Source organism: Streptomyces uncialis (genome assembly GCF_001905345.1).
Taxonomy (GTDB): domain Bacteria; phylum Actinomycetota; class Actinomycetes; order Streptomycetales; family Streptomycetaceae; genus Streptomyces; species Streptomyces uncialis.
In genome coordinates this window covers 465951-482320 of sequence record NZ_LFBV01000004.1, presented here as the reverse complement: position 1 = coordinate 482320, position 16370 = coordinate 465951, and the positions used below count along the sequence as shown (strand labels likewise).

The following is a 16370-nucleotide window of genomic DNA, read 5'->3' as shown; positions in this document are numbered from 1 at the left end:
GGCGGACGGGTGGGCGCGCCCGTTCGAGCCGCGAGGATGAATCTCCGGGGAGGAGCGGCGATCCTGTGTGCGCGGCCGGCGGGCCGGGTACCGCTCTGGTTCCCGGCCAGGGCGCCGCCCCGCCGCCGCGGCATGTGAACCGACCCCCGGAGATCCCCTTCATGCACACCCGTTCCAGCACGCAGCACTGCCCCTTCGACCATGCCGAGGCCCTGGAGTTCGACCCGACGCTCCAGCGGTTCCTGGACGAGGAACCCGTCGCCCGGGTCCGGCTGCCCTACGGCGAGGAGGAGGCCTGGCTGGTCACCGGGTACGACGACGTGCGGACGGTGACCACCGACCGGCGGTTCAGCCGCAGTGCCGTGATCGGCCGTGACTTCCCCCGGATGACGCCGGAGCCGATCGTCCAGGCCGAGGCGATCAATGTGATGGACCCACCGGTCAGCAGCCGGTTGCGGCGGCTGGTGGCCAAGGGGTTCGCCCCGCGGCAGATCGCCCGGATGCGGCCCCGTATCCAGAGCGCCGTGGACGAGCTGCTGGACGGGATGGAGCGGCGGCCCGCGGCGGCGGACCTGGTGGAGCGGCTGACCGGGCCGCTCCCGCTCCTCACCATCTGCGACATCCTGGAGATCCCCGCCGCCGACCAGGCCGGACTGCGGGCCCACGCGCGCACCATGATGGACGTCGGCCTCGACAACCGGGCCGCCGCCGTCCGGGCCAAGGCGGAACTGCGCTCCTACTTCACGGAGTTGACGGCACGACGCCGCGCGGACCCCGGCGACGACCTGATCAGTGTGCTGGCCGCGGCCCGGGACGGCGACGAGCTCCTGGACGACGACGAGCTGGCCGTGATGGCGATGGTCCTGCTGATCACCGGGCAGGACACCACGATGTACCAGCTGGGGAACATCTCGTTCACCCTGCTGACCCGGCCCGCGCTGGCCGCCGCGCTGCGGGAGCGGCCCGGGGAGCTGCGCCGGACCCTCGACGAGCTCCTGCGCCTCATCCCGTTCCGCAAGGGGGTCGGCATCCCCCGGGTGGCCACCGAGGACGTGGAGCTGAGCGGGGTGACGATCCGGGCGGGCGACATCGTGCATGTGTCGTACCTGACGGCGAACCGGGACGCCCGTAAGTTCGAGCGGCCCGACGAGCTGGACACGGGCCGGGCCGGGCCCTCGCACATGACCTTCGGCTGGGGCGCGCACCACTGTCTCGGGGCGCCGCTGGCCCAGGCCGAGATCGAGATCGCGATCGGGACGCTGCTGAGGCGGTTCCCCAGGCTGACCCTGGCGCGGCCCGCCGGGGAGGTGGAGTGGAACAGGACGTCGATCTGGCGCTACCCCCTGGCCCTGCCCGTCACCTGGTGAAGCCCCGGCGGGTGCCCGTCACCTCGTGGCCGACCGGCCGCCCACGGCGTGACGACGACGGGCACGACCGCCGTCGTCACGCCGTGAGGGGCCAGTCGCCTATCCGCTTGTCGTAGCCGCCGGTGACGAGCCGGGGTTCACCGGCCACCTCGACCTGGCACAGCGCGCGGACCCAGCCGCAGCCGTAGGGGCCGAAGATGAAGGCGGCGCCGCCGACGGTGTCCACCAGGCTGCCGTCGGCCGGGTCCCAGAGCTTGACGCCCGGCCCGTCGCCCCCGGACGCGAGCAGGGTCCGGCCCCCGTACGTGACCGGGGACAGCGCGTGGAGCCATCCGAAGTCGTCCTTCATCGCGCGGAGTTGGTTCCCGGTCGCGGGGTTCCACAGCCGTACCCGCTCATCGGTCCCGGCCGACGCAAGCAGGACGCGCTTCGGTCCTGGCACCACGCACAGCGCGTTGGGCCAGCCGCCGACGTGACCGGTGAGCGTGCGGACCGGCTCGCCGGTGGTGGGGTCCCACAGCCGCACGGTCCCGTCGGTGTGGCCGGAGGCGAGGAGTTCCCCGTGCCCGCCCTTGACGGGCACCCCGCAGACGGCCATGACCTCACCGGCCTCCGGGGCCAGGACATGGACCGGCGCACCGGATTCGGGTCGCCACAGCCGCAGTTTGCCGTCCTGCGCGCCCGAGGCGACGAGGACCCCGCCGGGCGCGCGCACCTGGCACACGGACGACGGCCCGATACCCGCGCCGGTGAGGACGGCGACCTCCGCGGCGGTCTCCGGGTCCCAGAGCCCTACCGTGCGGTCCCTCGCCGCGGAGGCGAGCAGGACACGGTCCCCGGTGTCCACCTCGCACAGCGCCATCACCCAGCCCCGGTGGCCCTTGAGCACGGTGACGGCGGAGCCGGTGGCCGGGTCGGTGACCTGTATCCGCCGCCGGGGTCCGGCGACGGCCAGCAGGGTGCGCCCGTCGCCGCGCACCGGGCAGAGCGCGGTGACGCGCGGGGCGAACGCCCTGCGCAGGGACCACCGGGCGGCGACGAGGACGACCGTGATCACCCCGGCGGTGATGAGCGCCTGGACGACGTCGAGCACGCCGAACAGGGCGAGCACGAGAACGATCAGCCACAGCAGACGGACGCGCAGTACGCGGAACAGCAGCCGGTGCAGCCCGTTCAGCATATTCTCGTTCACCACTGCGGTAGCCCCCATGATTCTCGTCGTCGCGCACTGATGCGGCGTCAAGTGTCTTGCCCTGTAGGCGCATTGGGCAACCCACCAACCGTGACGGCGGGTACCGGCCGGGGCGATGGGGGCTTCGGGACGGCGGCGAGGAGTTCACGGGTGTACGGGTGGCGGGGGGCGCCGAGGACGTCGGCGGTGTCGCCGTACTCGACGACGCGGCCCTGGTGGAGGACTGCCACCCGGTCGCACAGGGCCCAGGCGAGGCCCACGTCATGGGTGATGAACAGCAGCCCGATGCCCTCCTGCCGGCGCAGCGCGTCGAGCAGTCCGAGCACCTGGGAGCGGACCGAGACATCGAGGGCGGACACCGGTTCGTCGCAGATCAGCGCCTCGGGACCGAGGGCGACGGCGGCGGCGATCACCACACGCTGGCGCTGACCGCCGGACAGCTCATGGGGGTAGCGGTGCCAGTAGCGTTCGGCGGGGGCCAGCCCGCAGCGTTCCATGGCCGCGACCGCGCGGGCGGTACGGTCCTCGCCGGGGGTGCCGATGCCCTGGATCTCCAGCCCTTCCAGTACCTGCGCACCGACCGTCCGGCGGGGGTTGAGGGACTGATAGGGGTCCTGGAAGATCATCTGGACGCTGCGCCGGAAGGCGCGGTCGGGTGTTCCGTCCAGGGGCCGGCCGCGGAACCGGACCGTGCCGTGGCTGGGCCGCTGAAGGCCCGTCAAGGTCCGGCCGAGGGTGGACTTGCCGCTGCCGGAGGCCCCGACCAGGCCCAGCACCTCACCCTCGTCCCAGGTCAGGTCGACGCCGCTGAGCGCGGTGACGGGGGCGGCGCCCCGGGTGCGGGCGGGAAAGGTGACGCCGAGATCCTCGACGGCGAAGAGGGGCTGGTCGCTCATCGTGCGGCCTCCGGGGCCGGGGCGGGCCACGGCAGGAGGTGGCAGCGCGCGGTGTGGGACTCATGGGGGTGGGCGCGGGCCGTCGGGGCGTCGGCGCGGCAGCGGTCCACCGCCGCGTGGCAGCGCGGGGCGAAGGCGCAGCCCGGTTCGGGGGCGGCGGGGTCGGGCGGGGCGCCGGGGATCGGCGGGGGGAGTTCGCGGGGGCCGCCGACGGCGGGGAACGACGCGAGCAGCCGCTGGGTGTAGGGGTGCTGGGGGGAGCCGTAGACCTGGTCCACGTCCCCGGCCTCGACGACGCGTCCGGCGTACATGACGGCGACGCGGTCGCAGGTCTCGGCGAGGACGGACAGGTCGTGGGTGATCAGCAGGACGGACAGGTCGAGTTCCCGGCGGAGTTCGTCGAGCAGGTCGAGGATGCGGCGCTGGGTGATGACGTCCAGGGCGGTGGTCGGTTCGTCGCCGATGATCAGGTCGGGTCCGCAGGCCAGGGCGAGGGCGATCATCAGTCGCTGGCGTTGTCCGCCGGAGAACTCGTGCGGGTAGGAGCGGGCCCGGGCCGGGTCGAGCCGGACCTGGTCGAAGAGCTCGTGGACGCGGGCGTCGGCGGCGGCGCGGTCGAGTTCCGGGCGGTGCAGCCGGATGGCCTCGCGTATCTGGTCGCCGACGCGCATGACGGGGTCGAGGGCGTTCATCGCGCCCTGGAACACCATGGAGACGCGCCGCCAGCGCACCGCCCGCATCCCGCGTGGGGACAGGGTGTGCAGGGGGCGCGGTCCGTGCTCGGTGTCGAGCAGGAGTTCGCCCGCGGTGCGGACCAGGGCGTCGGGGAGCAGGCCGAGGAGGGCGAGCGCGGTGGTGGTCTTGCCGCAGCCGGACTCGCCCGCGAGGCCGAGGGCCTCGCCGCGGCGCAGATCGAGGTCGACGCCGTCCACGATCCGGGCGGTGGGCAGGTCCTTGCGGGCGACGGTCAGGCCCCGCACGGTGAGCAGCGGGGGGCGGAGGTTCGTGGGGACGGTGTTCATCGGTGCTCCCTGAGGCGGGGGTCGACGCGGCTCTCGATGGCGTGGCCGAGCAGGGAGAACCCGAGGACGACCAGGGTGATGCCGAGTCCGGGGGCGAGGAAGTAGCCCCAGGCCCCGCTGCCCATCGCCCCGGAGTCCTGGGCGGACTGGAGCATGCCGCCCCAGGAGAAGCGGTCGGGGTCCCCGAGGCCGAGGAAGGACAGGGTGGACTCGGTGAGCACCGCGAGCGCGACGTACACGACGGCGTTGGCGAGGACGAGCGGCATCACATTGGGCAGGATCTGGGTGCGGATCACCCGGGCGCGTCCGGCGCCGAGCACGACGGAGCGTTCCACGAAGGCACGGCGTTTGAGGGACATGACCTCGGCGCGGACGATGCGGGAGGTGCCCGCCCAGCCGAAGAGGCCGATGACGAGGATGAGCACGCTGGTGCGGCCGAGCGGGAGGTCCGCGGCGCGGTTGCCGAGGAGGCTCGCGGCGAGCACGGTGACCGGGATCATCGGCAGTACGAGGAACCAGTCGTTGAGGACGCCGAGGGCCCGGTCGACCCAGCCGCCGAAGTATCCGGCGGCGACACCGACGGCGGTGCCGATGACGGAGGACACGAGGGCCGCGGTGAAGCCGACGAGCATGGTGTCCTGGGTGCCGAGTATCAGTTGGGAGAGCAGGTCGCGCCCGTTCTCGTCGGTGCCGAGCCAGTGGCCGGCGGAGGGTCCGGCCATGATGTCCGCGGAGAAGGAGGCGGCGGCCCGGGGGTCCTGTGGTGCCAGCCAGGGAGCGGTGGCGGCGACCAGGGTGAACACGGCGAGCAGTGCGGCGCCCACCGCGCCGCGGCCGTCGCGCAGGACGGCCCGTACGGCGGTGGCGGCGCGGGCGCGGCGGCCCCGGTCGCCGTGGCCGAGGAGGCGCCGGGCGGTGGCGCGGTGCTCCTCGTTCGTCGTCAGTGAGGGTTCCATGGTCGTCTCTCCCGTGGGTGTCGTCCCGTTCATGGGCGTCAGTCCCCGATCCGGGGGTCGAGCCGCCCGTAGAGCAGATCGATGGCCAGGTTCATCGCGATCACCAGGACGGACGAGAGCAGGAACAGCCCCTGGAGCATGGGGTAGTCCTTGCCGTGGATGGCCTCCATGGTCAGCTGTCCGATGCCGGGCCAGGAGAACAGTGCCTCGACGGTGATGGCCCCGCCGAGGACGAAGCCGAGGTTGAGGCCGATCACGGTGACGACGGGCAGCATCGCGTTGCGGACGACATGGCGGCGGCGTACGGCGCGGGGGGTGAGGCCGATGGCGCGGGCGGTCAGGACGTAGTCCTCCCGCAGGGTGTCCACGACGGCGCTGCGCATGTTGACGGCGTACTGGGCGAGGAGGCCGAGGGTCAGGGTCGCCACGGGCAGGACGGCGTGCCGGGCGACGTCCGCGGCGTGCGCGAGGCCGGTGGCGGTGGAGCCGGGGGTCGACGCCAGGCCGGTGGGCAGCAGTTGCCACCACTGGGCGAAGACCGCGATGAGCACCATCCCGAGCCAGAAGCTCGGCATGGAGTAGAGGACGACGGAGCCCTGGGTGAGGAGCGTGTCGCGGGCGCGGCCGCGTTTCCAGGCGGCGAGCAGTCCGATCCAGGGGCCGAGCAGCGAGGCGAGGACGGTGGCGACCCCGACCACGAGCAGGGTGTTGGGCAGCGCGGTGAGCAGTTCCTCGGTGACGGGGCGGTTGGTGATGAAGGAGGTGCCGAGGTCACCGCCGAGGGTGTCCTTGAGATAGCGGACGAACTGGACCCAGGTGCTCTGGTCGAGTCCGCGCTGCCGGATCAGTGCTTCCTGGGCGGCCTCGGTGAGACTGGGGTTGCGGGCCAGGTCGTGCTTGGGGTCGCCCATGGCCCGGAAGATCACGAAGTTGAGCACGAGGACGAAGGCGAGGGTCCCGAGCGCGGTCAGCAGCCGGCCGGCGAGACGGCGTGGTGTCAGCATCCGTGTGTCCCCCTCACTCGTCGGTCCAGTCGCGGATCTCGGCGGGACGGGCGCCCCGTCGGCGGCCCAGCGCGTAGCCGCCGCAGGCGGTGAGCAGGGCGAGCGCCAGCCAGGCGGGGGCGGGCACGCCGCTGCCGGTGTCGGCCGCGGCGGCCGTGGTGCCGGGCCTGGGGCCCGCGCGCAGGGCGGTGAGCTGGGACCAGTTGGTGCCGAAGGGTGAGCCCTTGCCGGTGCTGGGCGACGGCTGGTGGCCGTGCCAGGTGTCGTTGCGGGTGAGGACGATGTACGCGGAGAACACGGTGGGGATGTAGGGCAGTTCGGTCAGGGCGATGCGTTCCGCGCGGTGCATGGCGGCGACCCGTCCGGGCATCTCGCGGGAGCGCACGGCGTCCAGGGTGGCCTTGTCGTAGCCGGGATCGGAGTAGTACACATCGGCCCACGAGCTGCCGGTGCGCAGTACCTCCAGATTGAGGTCGGGGGTGCCGACGTCGCCGCTCCAGGCCCAGTAGAAGGCGTCGAAGCTGGGGGCGGTGCGGCCCTTGACGCTGCTCGGGTTGTAGATGGCGTTGTTGAGGGCGTCCTCGGTGACCACGGACATGTCGATGGTGATGCCGATCTCCGCGGCCCAGGCGCGGATACGGCGGACGGCGTTCTGGTCCTGGGTGGAGGTGGCGCGGACCATCATCTCGAACTCGGCCTTGGTGCCGTCCTTGACGCAGGGGGTGGTGGCGCAGTCCCAGCCGCCGTCCTTGAGGAGGGCGCGGGCCCTGGCGGGGTCGTGGCGGTAGCCGATCTCCGGGTCCTTCGCGAAGCCCTTGTAGTAGGCGGAGTAGTAGGGCGAGATCAGTCCGTCGGCGGGGAGGTTCTGTCCGGCGTAGATGGTCCGGGAGAGGTTGTCGCGGTCGATGCCCCAGGCGAGGGCGCGGCGGACGGCGGGGTCCTGGACGACGGCGGTGCGGACGTTCTTCGCGGGTCCGGCGCAGTCCCCGGCGCCGCCGGGCGGGCAGGAGTTGAACGCGATCTCGGAGTAGCCGGGGGCCGGGGAGCTCCAGACGGTGATGTCGCGGTCCTTCTTGAGCTTGGCGACCCAGCTGCTGTCGCCGTCGGCGACCATGTCCAGGCTGCCGAGTCTGATGTCCCGCAGCGCGGCCTCACCGGCCTGGTAGTGGACGAGCAGCACCCTGCGCATGGCGGGCCGTTCCCCGCGGAAGGCGGGGTTGGCGGTGAGGACGGTGGTGCCGCCCTTCTTGTACGCGGTGATCCGGAACGGGGCGGTGGTGACCGCGGGCAGTGGCATCCGTATCTTGTCGATCGACTCGACGGGGTATTTCGCGAAGACGTGCGCGGGCAGGACGGGGACGAAGGCCGATTCCAGCCGGGCGTCGGGGGCGGAGAGCGAGAACACGACGGTGAGCGGGTCGGGTGTGGTGACCTTCTTGATGTTCACGACGTAGCCGCGCAGGACGTTGGTCTCGTTGGCGCGGACGGTGTCGAAGGTCCACTTCACATCGGCGCTCGTCAGTGGCCTGCCGTCGGACCAAGTGATGCCGGGGCGCAGCCGGAAGGTCCAGGTGCGGCCGTCGGGTGAGGTGCGGTACGACTCGGCGAGGGAGTTGTCGAGGTCGGGGCGGCCGTCGGCGGTGCGGTAGTTGAGCAGCAGATCGTAGCCGAGCTGGCTGACGGAGTTGGCGAGCGAGTTCTGCTGGCCGAAGGGGTTGACGCTGTCGATCGGCTGGGAGTGGCCGATGCGGTAGTCGCCGTCCGGTGCGGGGGCCCGCTGTCCGGCGGACCCGGTGTCCGTCGTGGGGGCGGGGGTGGCCGCGGGGGCCGCGGTGGCCCCGGTGAGCGCGAGCAGGAGTGCCGCGACGAGTGCCCCGGTGCGGGACAGTGCCCGTCCGGGGCCGGTTCTGGTGCTGCTGGGCATGGTGGCGCGGGCCTTTCTACGGAGCGTCGAGCGGGAGGTGGTCGCGGAACCAGTCCAGGAGCCGCCGGTGGCGGTCGAGACGCCGGTCGAACCGTCCGGTGCCCTGGTAGAGGTGGCCGGACCCGGGGTAGAGCACGTACCGCACGGTCCGGCGCAGGGTGCGCAGGGCCAGGAAGAGCTGTTCGTTGTCGGCGGCGGGGCAGCGCAGGTCGTCCTCGGCCTGGAGCATCAGCAGCGGGGTGCGGATACGGTCGGCGAGCCGCAGGGGGGACGCCTCCCAGAGCCGGTCGGCGCCGTCGGCGGTGAGCGGGTCGCCCATGCCGGAGGCGGTGCCGTAGCCGGGGCCGATGTCGCAGTTGGCCCAGGCGGACACCTGGTTGCTGACGCCGTTCTCGGCGACGGCCGCGGTGAAGCGGTCGCTGGTGGCGATCATCCAGTGGGTGAGGAAGCCGCCGTAGGAGAGTCCGCAGATCCCGAGGCGGCCGGGGACGGAGCGGCCGGTGGCGACGAGGTGGTCGGCGACGGCGTGCACGTCCTCGGCGTCGGCGCGGCCCCACGCGCCGTGCAGTCCGGCGACCCAGGCGCTGCCCCGGTCGGTCGAGCCGCGGGGGTTGGGCAGGGCGACCCGGTATCCGGCCGAGGCCAGCAGCAGGGCCTCGATGTTCGGCAGGGTTCCCCACTGGCCGGTGGGTCCGCCGTGCAGGGAGATCACGGTCGGCAGGGGCGCGGCGGCGTCGGCGCCGGGCGGGTGCAGCAGATGGACGGTGACGGGTCCGGCGGGGCCGGGGGCCTCGACGGTCTCCACGGTGGGCAGTCGCCGGCCGTCCAGCCAGCCGGAGCCGGCGGTGGTGAGCCGCCGGGTGCTCCCGTCGCCGTCCAGCGCGTGCACCTCGGGGGCGGCGACGGCACCGGGCGGCACCAGGACGGCGGCGGTGAGCCCTCCGTGGCGGGCCAGCGAGGCGACCACGCTGCCCGGTCCGGCGAGCGGACCTCCGGTGACCAGGTCGTAGGGGCGGACGCCGCCCTCCTCGACGACGGCGGTGACCTCGGCCGTGTCCTCGGGTTCGGTCCACCAGTCGTGCAGATCGCTCTCGCCGCCCAGCGCGCCGACCCAGCGGTCCGTGTGCCCGGGGAGCAGGGGGGTGAGAGCGCCGGTGGCCGGGTCGAGGTGGAACGCCTGGGGCGGGTCCTGGTCCCGGGGATCGCGCACGGCGCGGCCGATCAGGGTGAGGGTGCCGTCCGGGCGGACATGGTGGCGGATCACCCCGCCGTCGAGCGCGCCGACCGGTTGTGTTCCCCCGGGTGTCACGGCGTGGACCTGCGGACGGGGTGCGAGGTCCGCGTCCGGTCCGGGGTCGGCGAGGACGTACACCGTGCCGTCGGGGCCGACCCGGGGGCGGGCCACGGAGCGGGGGCCTTCGGTGAGCCGCCGTACCGTGCCGTCGAGGTCCACCCGGTGGACATGGCGGGGGTGCAGCAGCAGCCCCTCGCCGTCCAGCCGCCAGCCCGCCCGTTCCAGGACCCGGCAGGTCGGTTCCGCGTCGGGGCCGGGGTCCCCCGCGGTGGACTGCGCGTCATGCTCCTCGGGCGCGTGCCCGTCCTCGGCGAGGACGGCCAGCCAGCGGCTGTCCGGACCCCAGTCGAGGTCGCGGACCCCGCGGGGGAAGGCGGGCAGCGGCCGGGGTGCGGTGCCCGGCAGCTCCAGGACGTGGGGACGGCCGTCGCGCAGGAACGCGAGGTGGCGTCCGTCGGGCGAGAAGCGCGGTGAGGTGTCGCACCAGGCGCCGTCGGTGAGCTGCCGGGCGGGCCCACCCGCGTGGGGCACCGCCCACAGGCCGATCCGGTCCCGTCCGGCGACGACCGTGCGCAGGGTGAACACGACCAGTCCGCCACCGGCGGCCGGGTGGACCGTGAGAGCGCCGATCGCCGTCTGTCCGGCCAGGTCCCCGGGAGCGATCCCGTCGCGCGGCGGGGTGGAAAGGGACATCGACACGCTCCTTCCCAGTTGTCCGATGTGCGGTCCGGTGTGCGGTCCGGTCCGGTAAGTGGCGCTCAGCTTGCCAGCACATCGATATTCAGACAAGAGACGTCTTGAGATTTACTCAATCAGACATCTACTCTTTGACTCGTGACGGAATCAGACACCCTCGACTCCCTGGACCGGCGGATCGTCGCCGCCCTCCAGATCGACGCCCGGCTGCCTTACGGCACACTCGCCCAGGCACTGGGCGAGGTGGAACGCACGGTCGCGCGCCGCGTCCAGCGCCTCCTGGACTCCGGCGCACTGCGGTTCACCGCCTTCGTGGACGAACTGCGCACCGGCGTGGGGCAGTCGGTGAACCTGCGCGTGGAGGTGGAGCCGGGCAGCGCCGACCGGGTCGCCGGGGCGCTCGCCCAGCGCCGCGACACCCGCTGGGTGGCCGTGGTCACCGGTGACGCGGACGTGTCCTGCGAGCTGGTGGCCGACGGACGCGCGGCACTGCACCGGGTGGTCTCGGAAGAACTGCCGTCCATCCCCGGGGTGCGCAGCACCCGCAGCTTCCCGGTGCTGCGCCATGTGAAGCCCACCACCGCCTGGCACGCCGACCTGCTCACCGCCCCGGAGACCGCCGCGGTGACCTCCGGCGCGGTCGCCGTGTCCGATCAGGGCGGCCGGACCGAATTGCAGCCCACCGACCACCAGCTGATCGAACTGCTGGTGGAGAACGCCCGCTACAGCTGGGTCGAACTCGCCGAACGGCTCGGCGTGGTGCCCGCGACGGTCCGGCGCTGGACCGAACGCCTGCTGAGCGGCGGCGCGGTGGCGCTGCGCGCCGAGATCGAGTCCGCGCTGCTCGGCTACGCGGTCGAGGCGGAACTGTGGATGGAGACGGCGCCCTCCGAGATAGAGCCGGTGACGGCCGCGCTGGCCCCGCACCCCGCGGTCCGGTACTGCGGGGTGGTCGTCGGCAAGCAGGCGGTCAACATCCATGTGGTGCTGCCCGCAATGGACGACCTCTTCGACTTCCAGGTCGGCGTCCTCGGCAGGCTCCCCGGGCTCGTCGGCTGCGAGGCGACCCTGGTGACCCGGGCCCACAAGCGCGGATTCGTGGTCAAGTGAGACCCCCCGCCGCCGGGAACCCCGCCGCGCGGGACGCCGCCGCCCGCGGCGCCATGGGCCAGGACACCGCGGACCGGGGCATCGCCGTCCGCGAGGCCGCCACCGAGGACACCGTCGCCCTGCTCACGGACCTGCTGCGGATCGACACGTCCAACCCCGGCGACGGCGGCGGGCCCGGGGAACGCGAGGCCGCGGAGTACGTCGCGGGCAAGCTGGACGAAGCCGGGCTCGCCCCCGCGTATCTGGAGTCCGCCCCCCGGCGCGGCAACGTCGTCCTGCGGATACCGGGCCGGGAACCCGCCCTGCCCGCGCTGCTCGTGCACGGCCATCTCGACGTGGTGCCCGCCGACCCGTCCGAGTGGTCCGTGCCGCCCTTCGCCGGGGAGCACCGGGACGGCGCGGTCTGGGGCCGGGGCGCCATCGACATGAAGGACATGGACGCGATGATGCTCGCCCTCGCCCGTTCCTGGGCGCGGACGGGCAGCCGGCCGCGCCGGGACCTGGTGTTCGCGTGGATGGCCGACGAGGAGGCGGGCAGCGCGCTCGGCTCCCGCCATCTCGTGCGCCACCACCGGGAGCTGTTCGACGGCTGCGCCGAGGCGATCAGCGAGGTCGGCGGCTTCTCGGTGGAGGTCTCGGCCGAGCGCCGCCTCTATCTCGTGGAGACCGCCCAGAAGGGTCTGCACTGGCTGCGGCTGACCGTCGAAGGCCAGGCCGGTCACGGCTCCATGCTGCACACCGACAGCGCGGTCGCCGAGCTGGCCGCCGCGGTGGCCCGGATCGCCGCGCACCGCTGGCCGCTGGTGCTCACCCCCACCACCCGCGCCTTCCTCACCGAGGCCGCGGACGCCTTCGGGGTGCCCTTCGACGCGGACAGCGGTGACCCGGCGCAGGTACTGGAGTGCCTGGGACCGCTGGCGCGGTTCATCGGCGCGTCGCTCCACCACACCGCCAACCCGACGCGGCTCACGGCCGGGTACAAGACGAATGTGGTGCCCGGCACCGCGACGGCCGAGGTCGACGGACGGTTCCTGCCCGGTCTGGAGGACGAGTTCGAGCGGACCCTCAAGGAACTCGCGGGGCCCCGGGTCCGTATGGAGACCATCGAACGCGATGTAGCGGTCTCGGCGCCGTTCACGGCCCCGCTGGTGTCGGCGATGTCGCGGGCGCTGCGCGCGGAGGACGAGGGCGCGCGAACCGTGCCGTACTGTCTGTCGGCCGGGACCGACAACAAGGCCTTCGCCGCGCTCGGTATCACCGGGTACGGGTTCGTGCCCCGGCGGCTGCCGCCGGACCTGGACTTCTCCGCACTGTTCCACGGCGTCGACGAGCGGGTTCCCCTGTCGGCGCTGGAGTTCGGCGTGAACGTCCTGGACCGGCTGCTCCTCGGCTACTGACCGGGCGGGACCGGGACGGATCGCGGGTGAGCGCACGCCGCTCCGCCCGACCGGGTGACGCCGCTCCACCGATGGGGTGAGACCCACAGCGCGCCTGTTTGCCGACGGGCCCCGCGGTCTACATCTGTTCGTGCCCGCCCGTCCGTGGGTCCCCGGGCGGGACGGACGCGGGCCCGTCACCGCCCGGGGGACACGCGGAGGCGCGGAGTGCGACGGACGAACAGCAGGCAGGCGACGGGACGGGGGACGGCCCGCCGCCGATGGGGACACATATCCGGCGGCCTGATACTCACCCTGGCCGGAACGCTGGGCACGGCCGTACCGGCCGCCGCACCGGCCACCGGCCAGGCCGCGGGACCCACCGCACCCGCACCCGGACCCGTACGCCAGGGAACCGACGAGGACGGACCGGACACCGCCCGGCGGTCCGAGTCCGAGTGCAACCTGTCGACCGGCCCGTACCAGAAGGACGTGGAGAGGCATCTCGGGCTGGTCGTGGACGGCAAGCAGTCCGCCGCCGACTGCGCGGCGATCCAGACGTTCCAGCGCGAGCACGACGTCGTCCCCGCCCAGGGGTACGCGGGCCTGTACACGTACCGCGCGGTGATGTGGCGGCAGGCCCTCGCGGAGGGGGACGCGGTCCGCGGCTGCCCGGACACCTCGGGGGTGGTGGTGTGCATCGACATGAACCGGCAGGTGCTGTGGGTCGAGGACGCGGGGACCATCCTGTTCCGGCCGGTGCCCGCCCGTACCGGTTCGCCGGACTACCCGACGCGCAGCGGGTGGTTCGAGATCTACAAACGCGAGAAGGAGTTCTGGTCGACCCTGTACGACGGCCCGATGCCGTTCGCCCAGTTCTTCGACGGCGGCCAGGCGCTGCACGCCAGCTACCGCAACATCTGGGAGGACCCCGGCTCGCACGGCTGCGTCAATCTCCGCTACGACGACGGCAAGACCCTGTGGGACGTCCTGCGGCTGGGTGACGCGGTGTACGTCTGGGGACGCCGCACCGGAGGCTGACCGGACGGCCGCCCCGGGCTCATCCGGCCATGGACCCGGCGGGCGGCACACCCCTCGTCCCGCCCGCCCCGCCCGGAAGGGCTCCGGAGGGCTCCGGGCGGCGTTCGAGCAGTGGGAGCATCGGGTCCATGACGACGGTGTCCGGTGATTTCACCTTGACCATGGACGAGCTGCGGGTGGTGGCGCGGTACGCGGCCGAGAGCGCTCAGGAAGTCCTCCCGGTGTTCGAGGAGGCCGTTCCCGGTGACCCTCGGCCGCGCGCGGCCCTCGACGCCGCGTGGGAGTTCGTCAACGGCGCGCGAAGGACGAAGCTCCAGCGCGTCACCTCGCTGGACGCGCACCGGGCCGCGAAGGAGGCGGACACCGAGGCGGCACGTCTCGCCGCACGCTGCGCCGGTGACGCCGCGGCCGCCGCGTATCTGCACCCGATCGCGCGGGCCACCCAGGTGGGGCACATCCTGCGCGCCGCCGCGTGTGCCGCGCGCGTCGCCGAGTTGAACGCGGGCGACGACCACGCCGTCGGGAACGCACTGATCGAGCAGGCCGGGCGACGCGCCACACCGGTCCTGGTCGACGTGCTGTCCCGGTACCCTCTCGCGCCGACCGGCAAGAACCGCGTCGCGCAGCTCATGAGCACGTTGGACGCGTCACTGCGCGCACCCCGCTGAGCGATCAGCCCTCGCGGCGCGACGTGGTGCGACCCGGCCGGCCGGGAGGGGCCGGGGCGTCGTCCAGGCCAGCCACCCCGTCCGGGGGTGGGACCTCGTCCGGGGGTGGGCCGAGGCTGCGGGTGTGCTGGCGGGCCAGCTCGGTGAAGGCCAGGGACGCCGCGCTGCGGTAGGCGTTCTCGCGGCGGAGCAGGGTCGCGGTGCGGGCGGGCAGGGGCGGTTCCAGGGGGACGCGGGTGAGGTCGGGGTGGTCGTGGGTGACCGCGTCGGGCAGGACGGTCGCGAGCGGGGTGTGGCGGACGATCTCGGTGAGCGCCTGCACCGAGTCCGCCTCCATCACGACCCGGGGACGCACCCGGTGGGCGGTGAGGTAGGCGTCGACATGCGCCCGGGTCGCGTAGTCGGCGCTGAGCAGGATCAGCGGACGTTCCGCCAACTCCCCTACGGGCAACGGCTCCTGGACCGCACCGGACGCCGGGTTCCGGGTGGCGGTGACGAGGCTGAGCGTCTCGGTGAACAGGGCCGTCGCGGTGATCCCGGGCGGCCGGGGGCCGTGGAAGGCGATACCGAGGTCGAGTTCGTCGGCGAGCAGCCCCGCCTCGATCCGTTCCTGGGTCATCTCCTTCACCTCCAGGGTGATCCCGGGGTGACGGTCGTACAGCGCGGCGGCCAGCGGTCCGGCGAGGTACGCGGTGAAGGTGGGGGTGAGCGCGAGCCGCAGATGGCCGCGTGACAGATCGGCCACGTCGAACACGGCACGCTCCCCCGCCGCGAGGTCCCGCAGCGCGCGGCGGGCGTGCCCGGCGTAGACCTCCCCGGCGTCGGTGAGGCGGACCGTACGCCCCGAGCGGTCCAGGAGCTGTGCGCCCAGGGTCCGCTCCAGCTGTCTGACCTGCTGGGAGAGCGTGGGCTGGGAGATCCGCAGCTCCTCGGCGGCACGGGTGAAGCTGCCCTGCTCGGCGACGGCCAGCAGATAGCGCAGATGTCGGAGTTCCGGAGCCATTCCCCCAGTGTAGGCGGAGGTATAGATGGCATCGATAGAAGTAATGCCTGATGCGTCTTGGACTCTATAGGCGCAGGTCGTGCATGGTGGATCTCGTCAGCCGCTCAGGCCGACAGACCACGAAAGGAGTGACCATGCACGACCTCACCGAGGGTGTCGCGCGGTTCCAGCGCGATGTCCACCCGGCCAAGGCGGAGCTCTTCGCCCGACTGGCCTCGGACCACCGGCCGAGCACCCTGTTCATCGGTTGCTCCGACGCCCGTGTGGTGCCGGAGCTGATCACCCAGAGCGAGCCGGGTGAGCTGTTCGTCATCCGTACCGCGGGGAACCTCGTCCCGGCGTACACACCCGGCGCCGACGCCGTCACGGCGGGCATCGAGTACGCCGTCGCGGTCCTCGGCGTCACCCAGATCGTGGTCTGCGGCCACTCGGCGTGCGGGGCGATGACCGCCCTGGCCGAGGGGCACGACCTGAGCGGCGCGCCCGCGATCGCCGACTGGCTGCGCCACGCGGACGCCTCCCGGGCGCACTCCGTCGCCGCGAACGGTACGACGGAGGTCGACGCCCTGGTGCGCGGGAACGTCCGCGCCCAGCTGACCAGCCTCGCCACCCATCCCTCGGTGGCCCGCGCGCTGGCCTCCGGCACGCTCACCCTGCGCGGCTGGGTGTACGACATCCCGACCGGCCGCATCGAGGAGCTCGTCACCTCCGGCCGCCCGGCCCCCGCCCTGGTCTGACACCAGGCCGGTCCCCTCTTCCCCGCGCCGACCGGCGCCCGGAACTTTCCGGCCCTCCCCCACCGGGAGCGGCCCACCCCCCGA

Annotated in this window: 14 protein-coding genes; 6 read left to right on the top strand and 8 right to left on the bottom strand. The window is 73.2% G+C overall.

Features of this window, described 5'->3' with window-relative positions; genetic code table 11:
* Window positions 1–161: 161 nt before the first annotated feature.
* Window positions 162–1367 (top strand): cytochrome P450, encoded by a 1206-nt coding sequence (locus tag AB852_RS19170; RefSeq protein WP_073790498.1) that lies wholly within the window; start codon window positions 162–164, stop codon window positions 1365–1367.
* A gap of 76 nt (window positions 1368–1443) precedes the next feature.
* On the opposite strand, the gene AB852_RS19165 is transcribed toward AB852_RS19170, so the two are convergent.
* From AB852_RS19165 to AB852_RS19135, 7 genes are read right to left on the bottom strand one after another with little or no spacing between them, the layout of a single operon-like run.
* A complete protein-coding gene (locus AB852_RS19165; RefSeq protein ID WP_178391060.1) occupies window positions 1444–2562 on the bottom strand; it encodes a WD40 repeat domain-containing protein in 1119 nt (372 codons plus the stop codon).
* A 44-nt stretch (window positions 2563–2606) separates the two neighbouring features.
* The gene (locus tag AB852_RS19160) at window positions 2607–3455 is read right to left on the bottom strand and encodes an ABC transporter ATP-binding protein (RefSeq protein WP_143201256.1); all 849 of its coding nucleotides are present in this window, start codon (window positions 3453–3455) and stop codon (window positions 2607–2609) included.
* Complete coding sequence (locus AB852_RS19155) at window positions 3452–4477, bottom strand: ABC transporter ATP-binding protein (protein ID WP_079184759.1); 1026 nt, start codon at window positions 4475–4477, stop codon at window positions 3452–3454. Before AB852_RS19155 ends, AB852_RS19160 begins: the two co-directional genes overlap by 4 nt.
* Complete coding sequence (locus tag AB852_RS19150) at window positions 4474–5433, bottom strand: ABC transporter permease (RefSeq protein WP_073789917.1); 960 nt, start codon at window positions 5431–5433, stop codon at window positions 4474–4476. Before AB852_RS19150 ends, AB852_RS19155 begins: the two co-directional genes overlap by 4 nt.
* Before the next feature lie 38 nt (window positions 5434–5471).
* Window positions 5472–6437: an ABC transporter permease gene (locus AB852_RS19145; protein ID WP_073789915.1), complete on the bottom strand. Its 966-nt coding sequence runs from the start codon at window positions 6435–6437 to the stop codon at window positions 5472–5474.
* Window positions 6438–6450: 13 nt separating this feature from the next.
* Window positions 6451–8361 (bottom strand): ABC transporter substrate-binding protein, encoded by a 1911-nt coding sequence (locus AB852_RS19140; protein WP_073789913.1) that lies wholly within the window; start codon window positions 8359–8361, stop codon window positions 6451–6453.
* A 16-nt stretch (window positions 8362–8377) separates the two neighbouring features.
* Window positions 8378–10348, bottom strand: coding sequence for a S9 family peptidase (locus AB852_RS19135; protein WP_073789910.1), 1971 nt, complete (start codon window positions 10346–10348; stop codon window positions 8378–8380).
* Between the two features lie 141 nt (window positions 10349–10489).
* Here AB852_RS19135 and AB852_RS19130 point away from each other — a divergent pair, with 141 nt between their 5' ends.
* The 4 genes from AB852_RS19130 (at window position 10490) to AB852_RS19115 (ending at window position 14546) form a co-directional block, all read left to right on the top strand.
* Complete coding sequence (locus tag AB852_RS19130) at window positions 10490–11461, top strand: Lrp/AsnC family transcriptional regulator (RefSeq protein ID WP_073789908.1); 972 nt, start codon at window positions 10490–10492, stop codon at window positions 11459–11461.
* A gap of 53 nt (window positions 11462–11514) precedes the next feature.
* Window positions 11515–12858, top strand: a complete 1344-nt coding sequence (locus tag AB852_RS19125; RefSeq protein WP_073790494.1) for a M20/M25/M40 family metallo-hydrolase — start codon at window positions 11515–11517, stop codon at window positions 12856–12858.
* 207 nt (window positions 12859–13065) lie between these two features.
* Window positions 13066–13878 carry a L,D-transpeptidase gene (locus AB852_RS19120; RefSeq protein ID WP_245876833.1) on the top strand — a complete coding sequence of 271 codons (813 nt, stop codon included), beginning with the start codon at window positions 13066–13068 and terminating at the stop codon, window positions 13876–13878.
* 128 nt (window positions 13879–14006) lie between these two features.
* A complete protein-coding gene (locus AB852_RS19115; RefSeq protein ID WP_073789905.1) occupies window positions 14007–14546 on the top strand; it encodes a putative immunity protein in 540 nt (179 codons plus the stop codon).
* A gap of 4 nt (window positions 14547–14550) precedes the next feature.
* Here the strand turns inward: AB852_RS19115 and cynR are convergent, their stop codons facing one another.
* Window positions 14551–15549, bottom strand: a complete 999-nt coding sequence (gene cynR / locus AB852_RS19110; protein WP_079184757.1) for a transcriptional regulator CynR — start codon at window positions 15547–15549, stop codon at window positions 14551–14553.
* Window positions 15550–15683: 134 nt separating this feature from the next.
* On the opposite strand from cynR, the gene AB852_RS19105 reads away from it, so the two are divergent.
* Window positions 15684–16286, top strand: coding sequence for a carbonic anhydrase (locus AB852_RS19105; RefSeq protein WP_073789903.1), 603 nt, complete (start codon window positions 15684–15686; stop codon window positions 16284–16286).
* The last annotated feature ends 84 nt before the right edge of the window (window positions 16287–16370 follow it).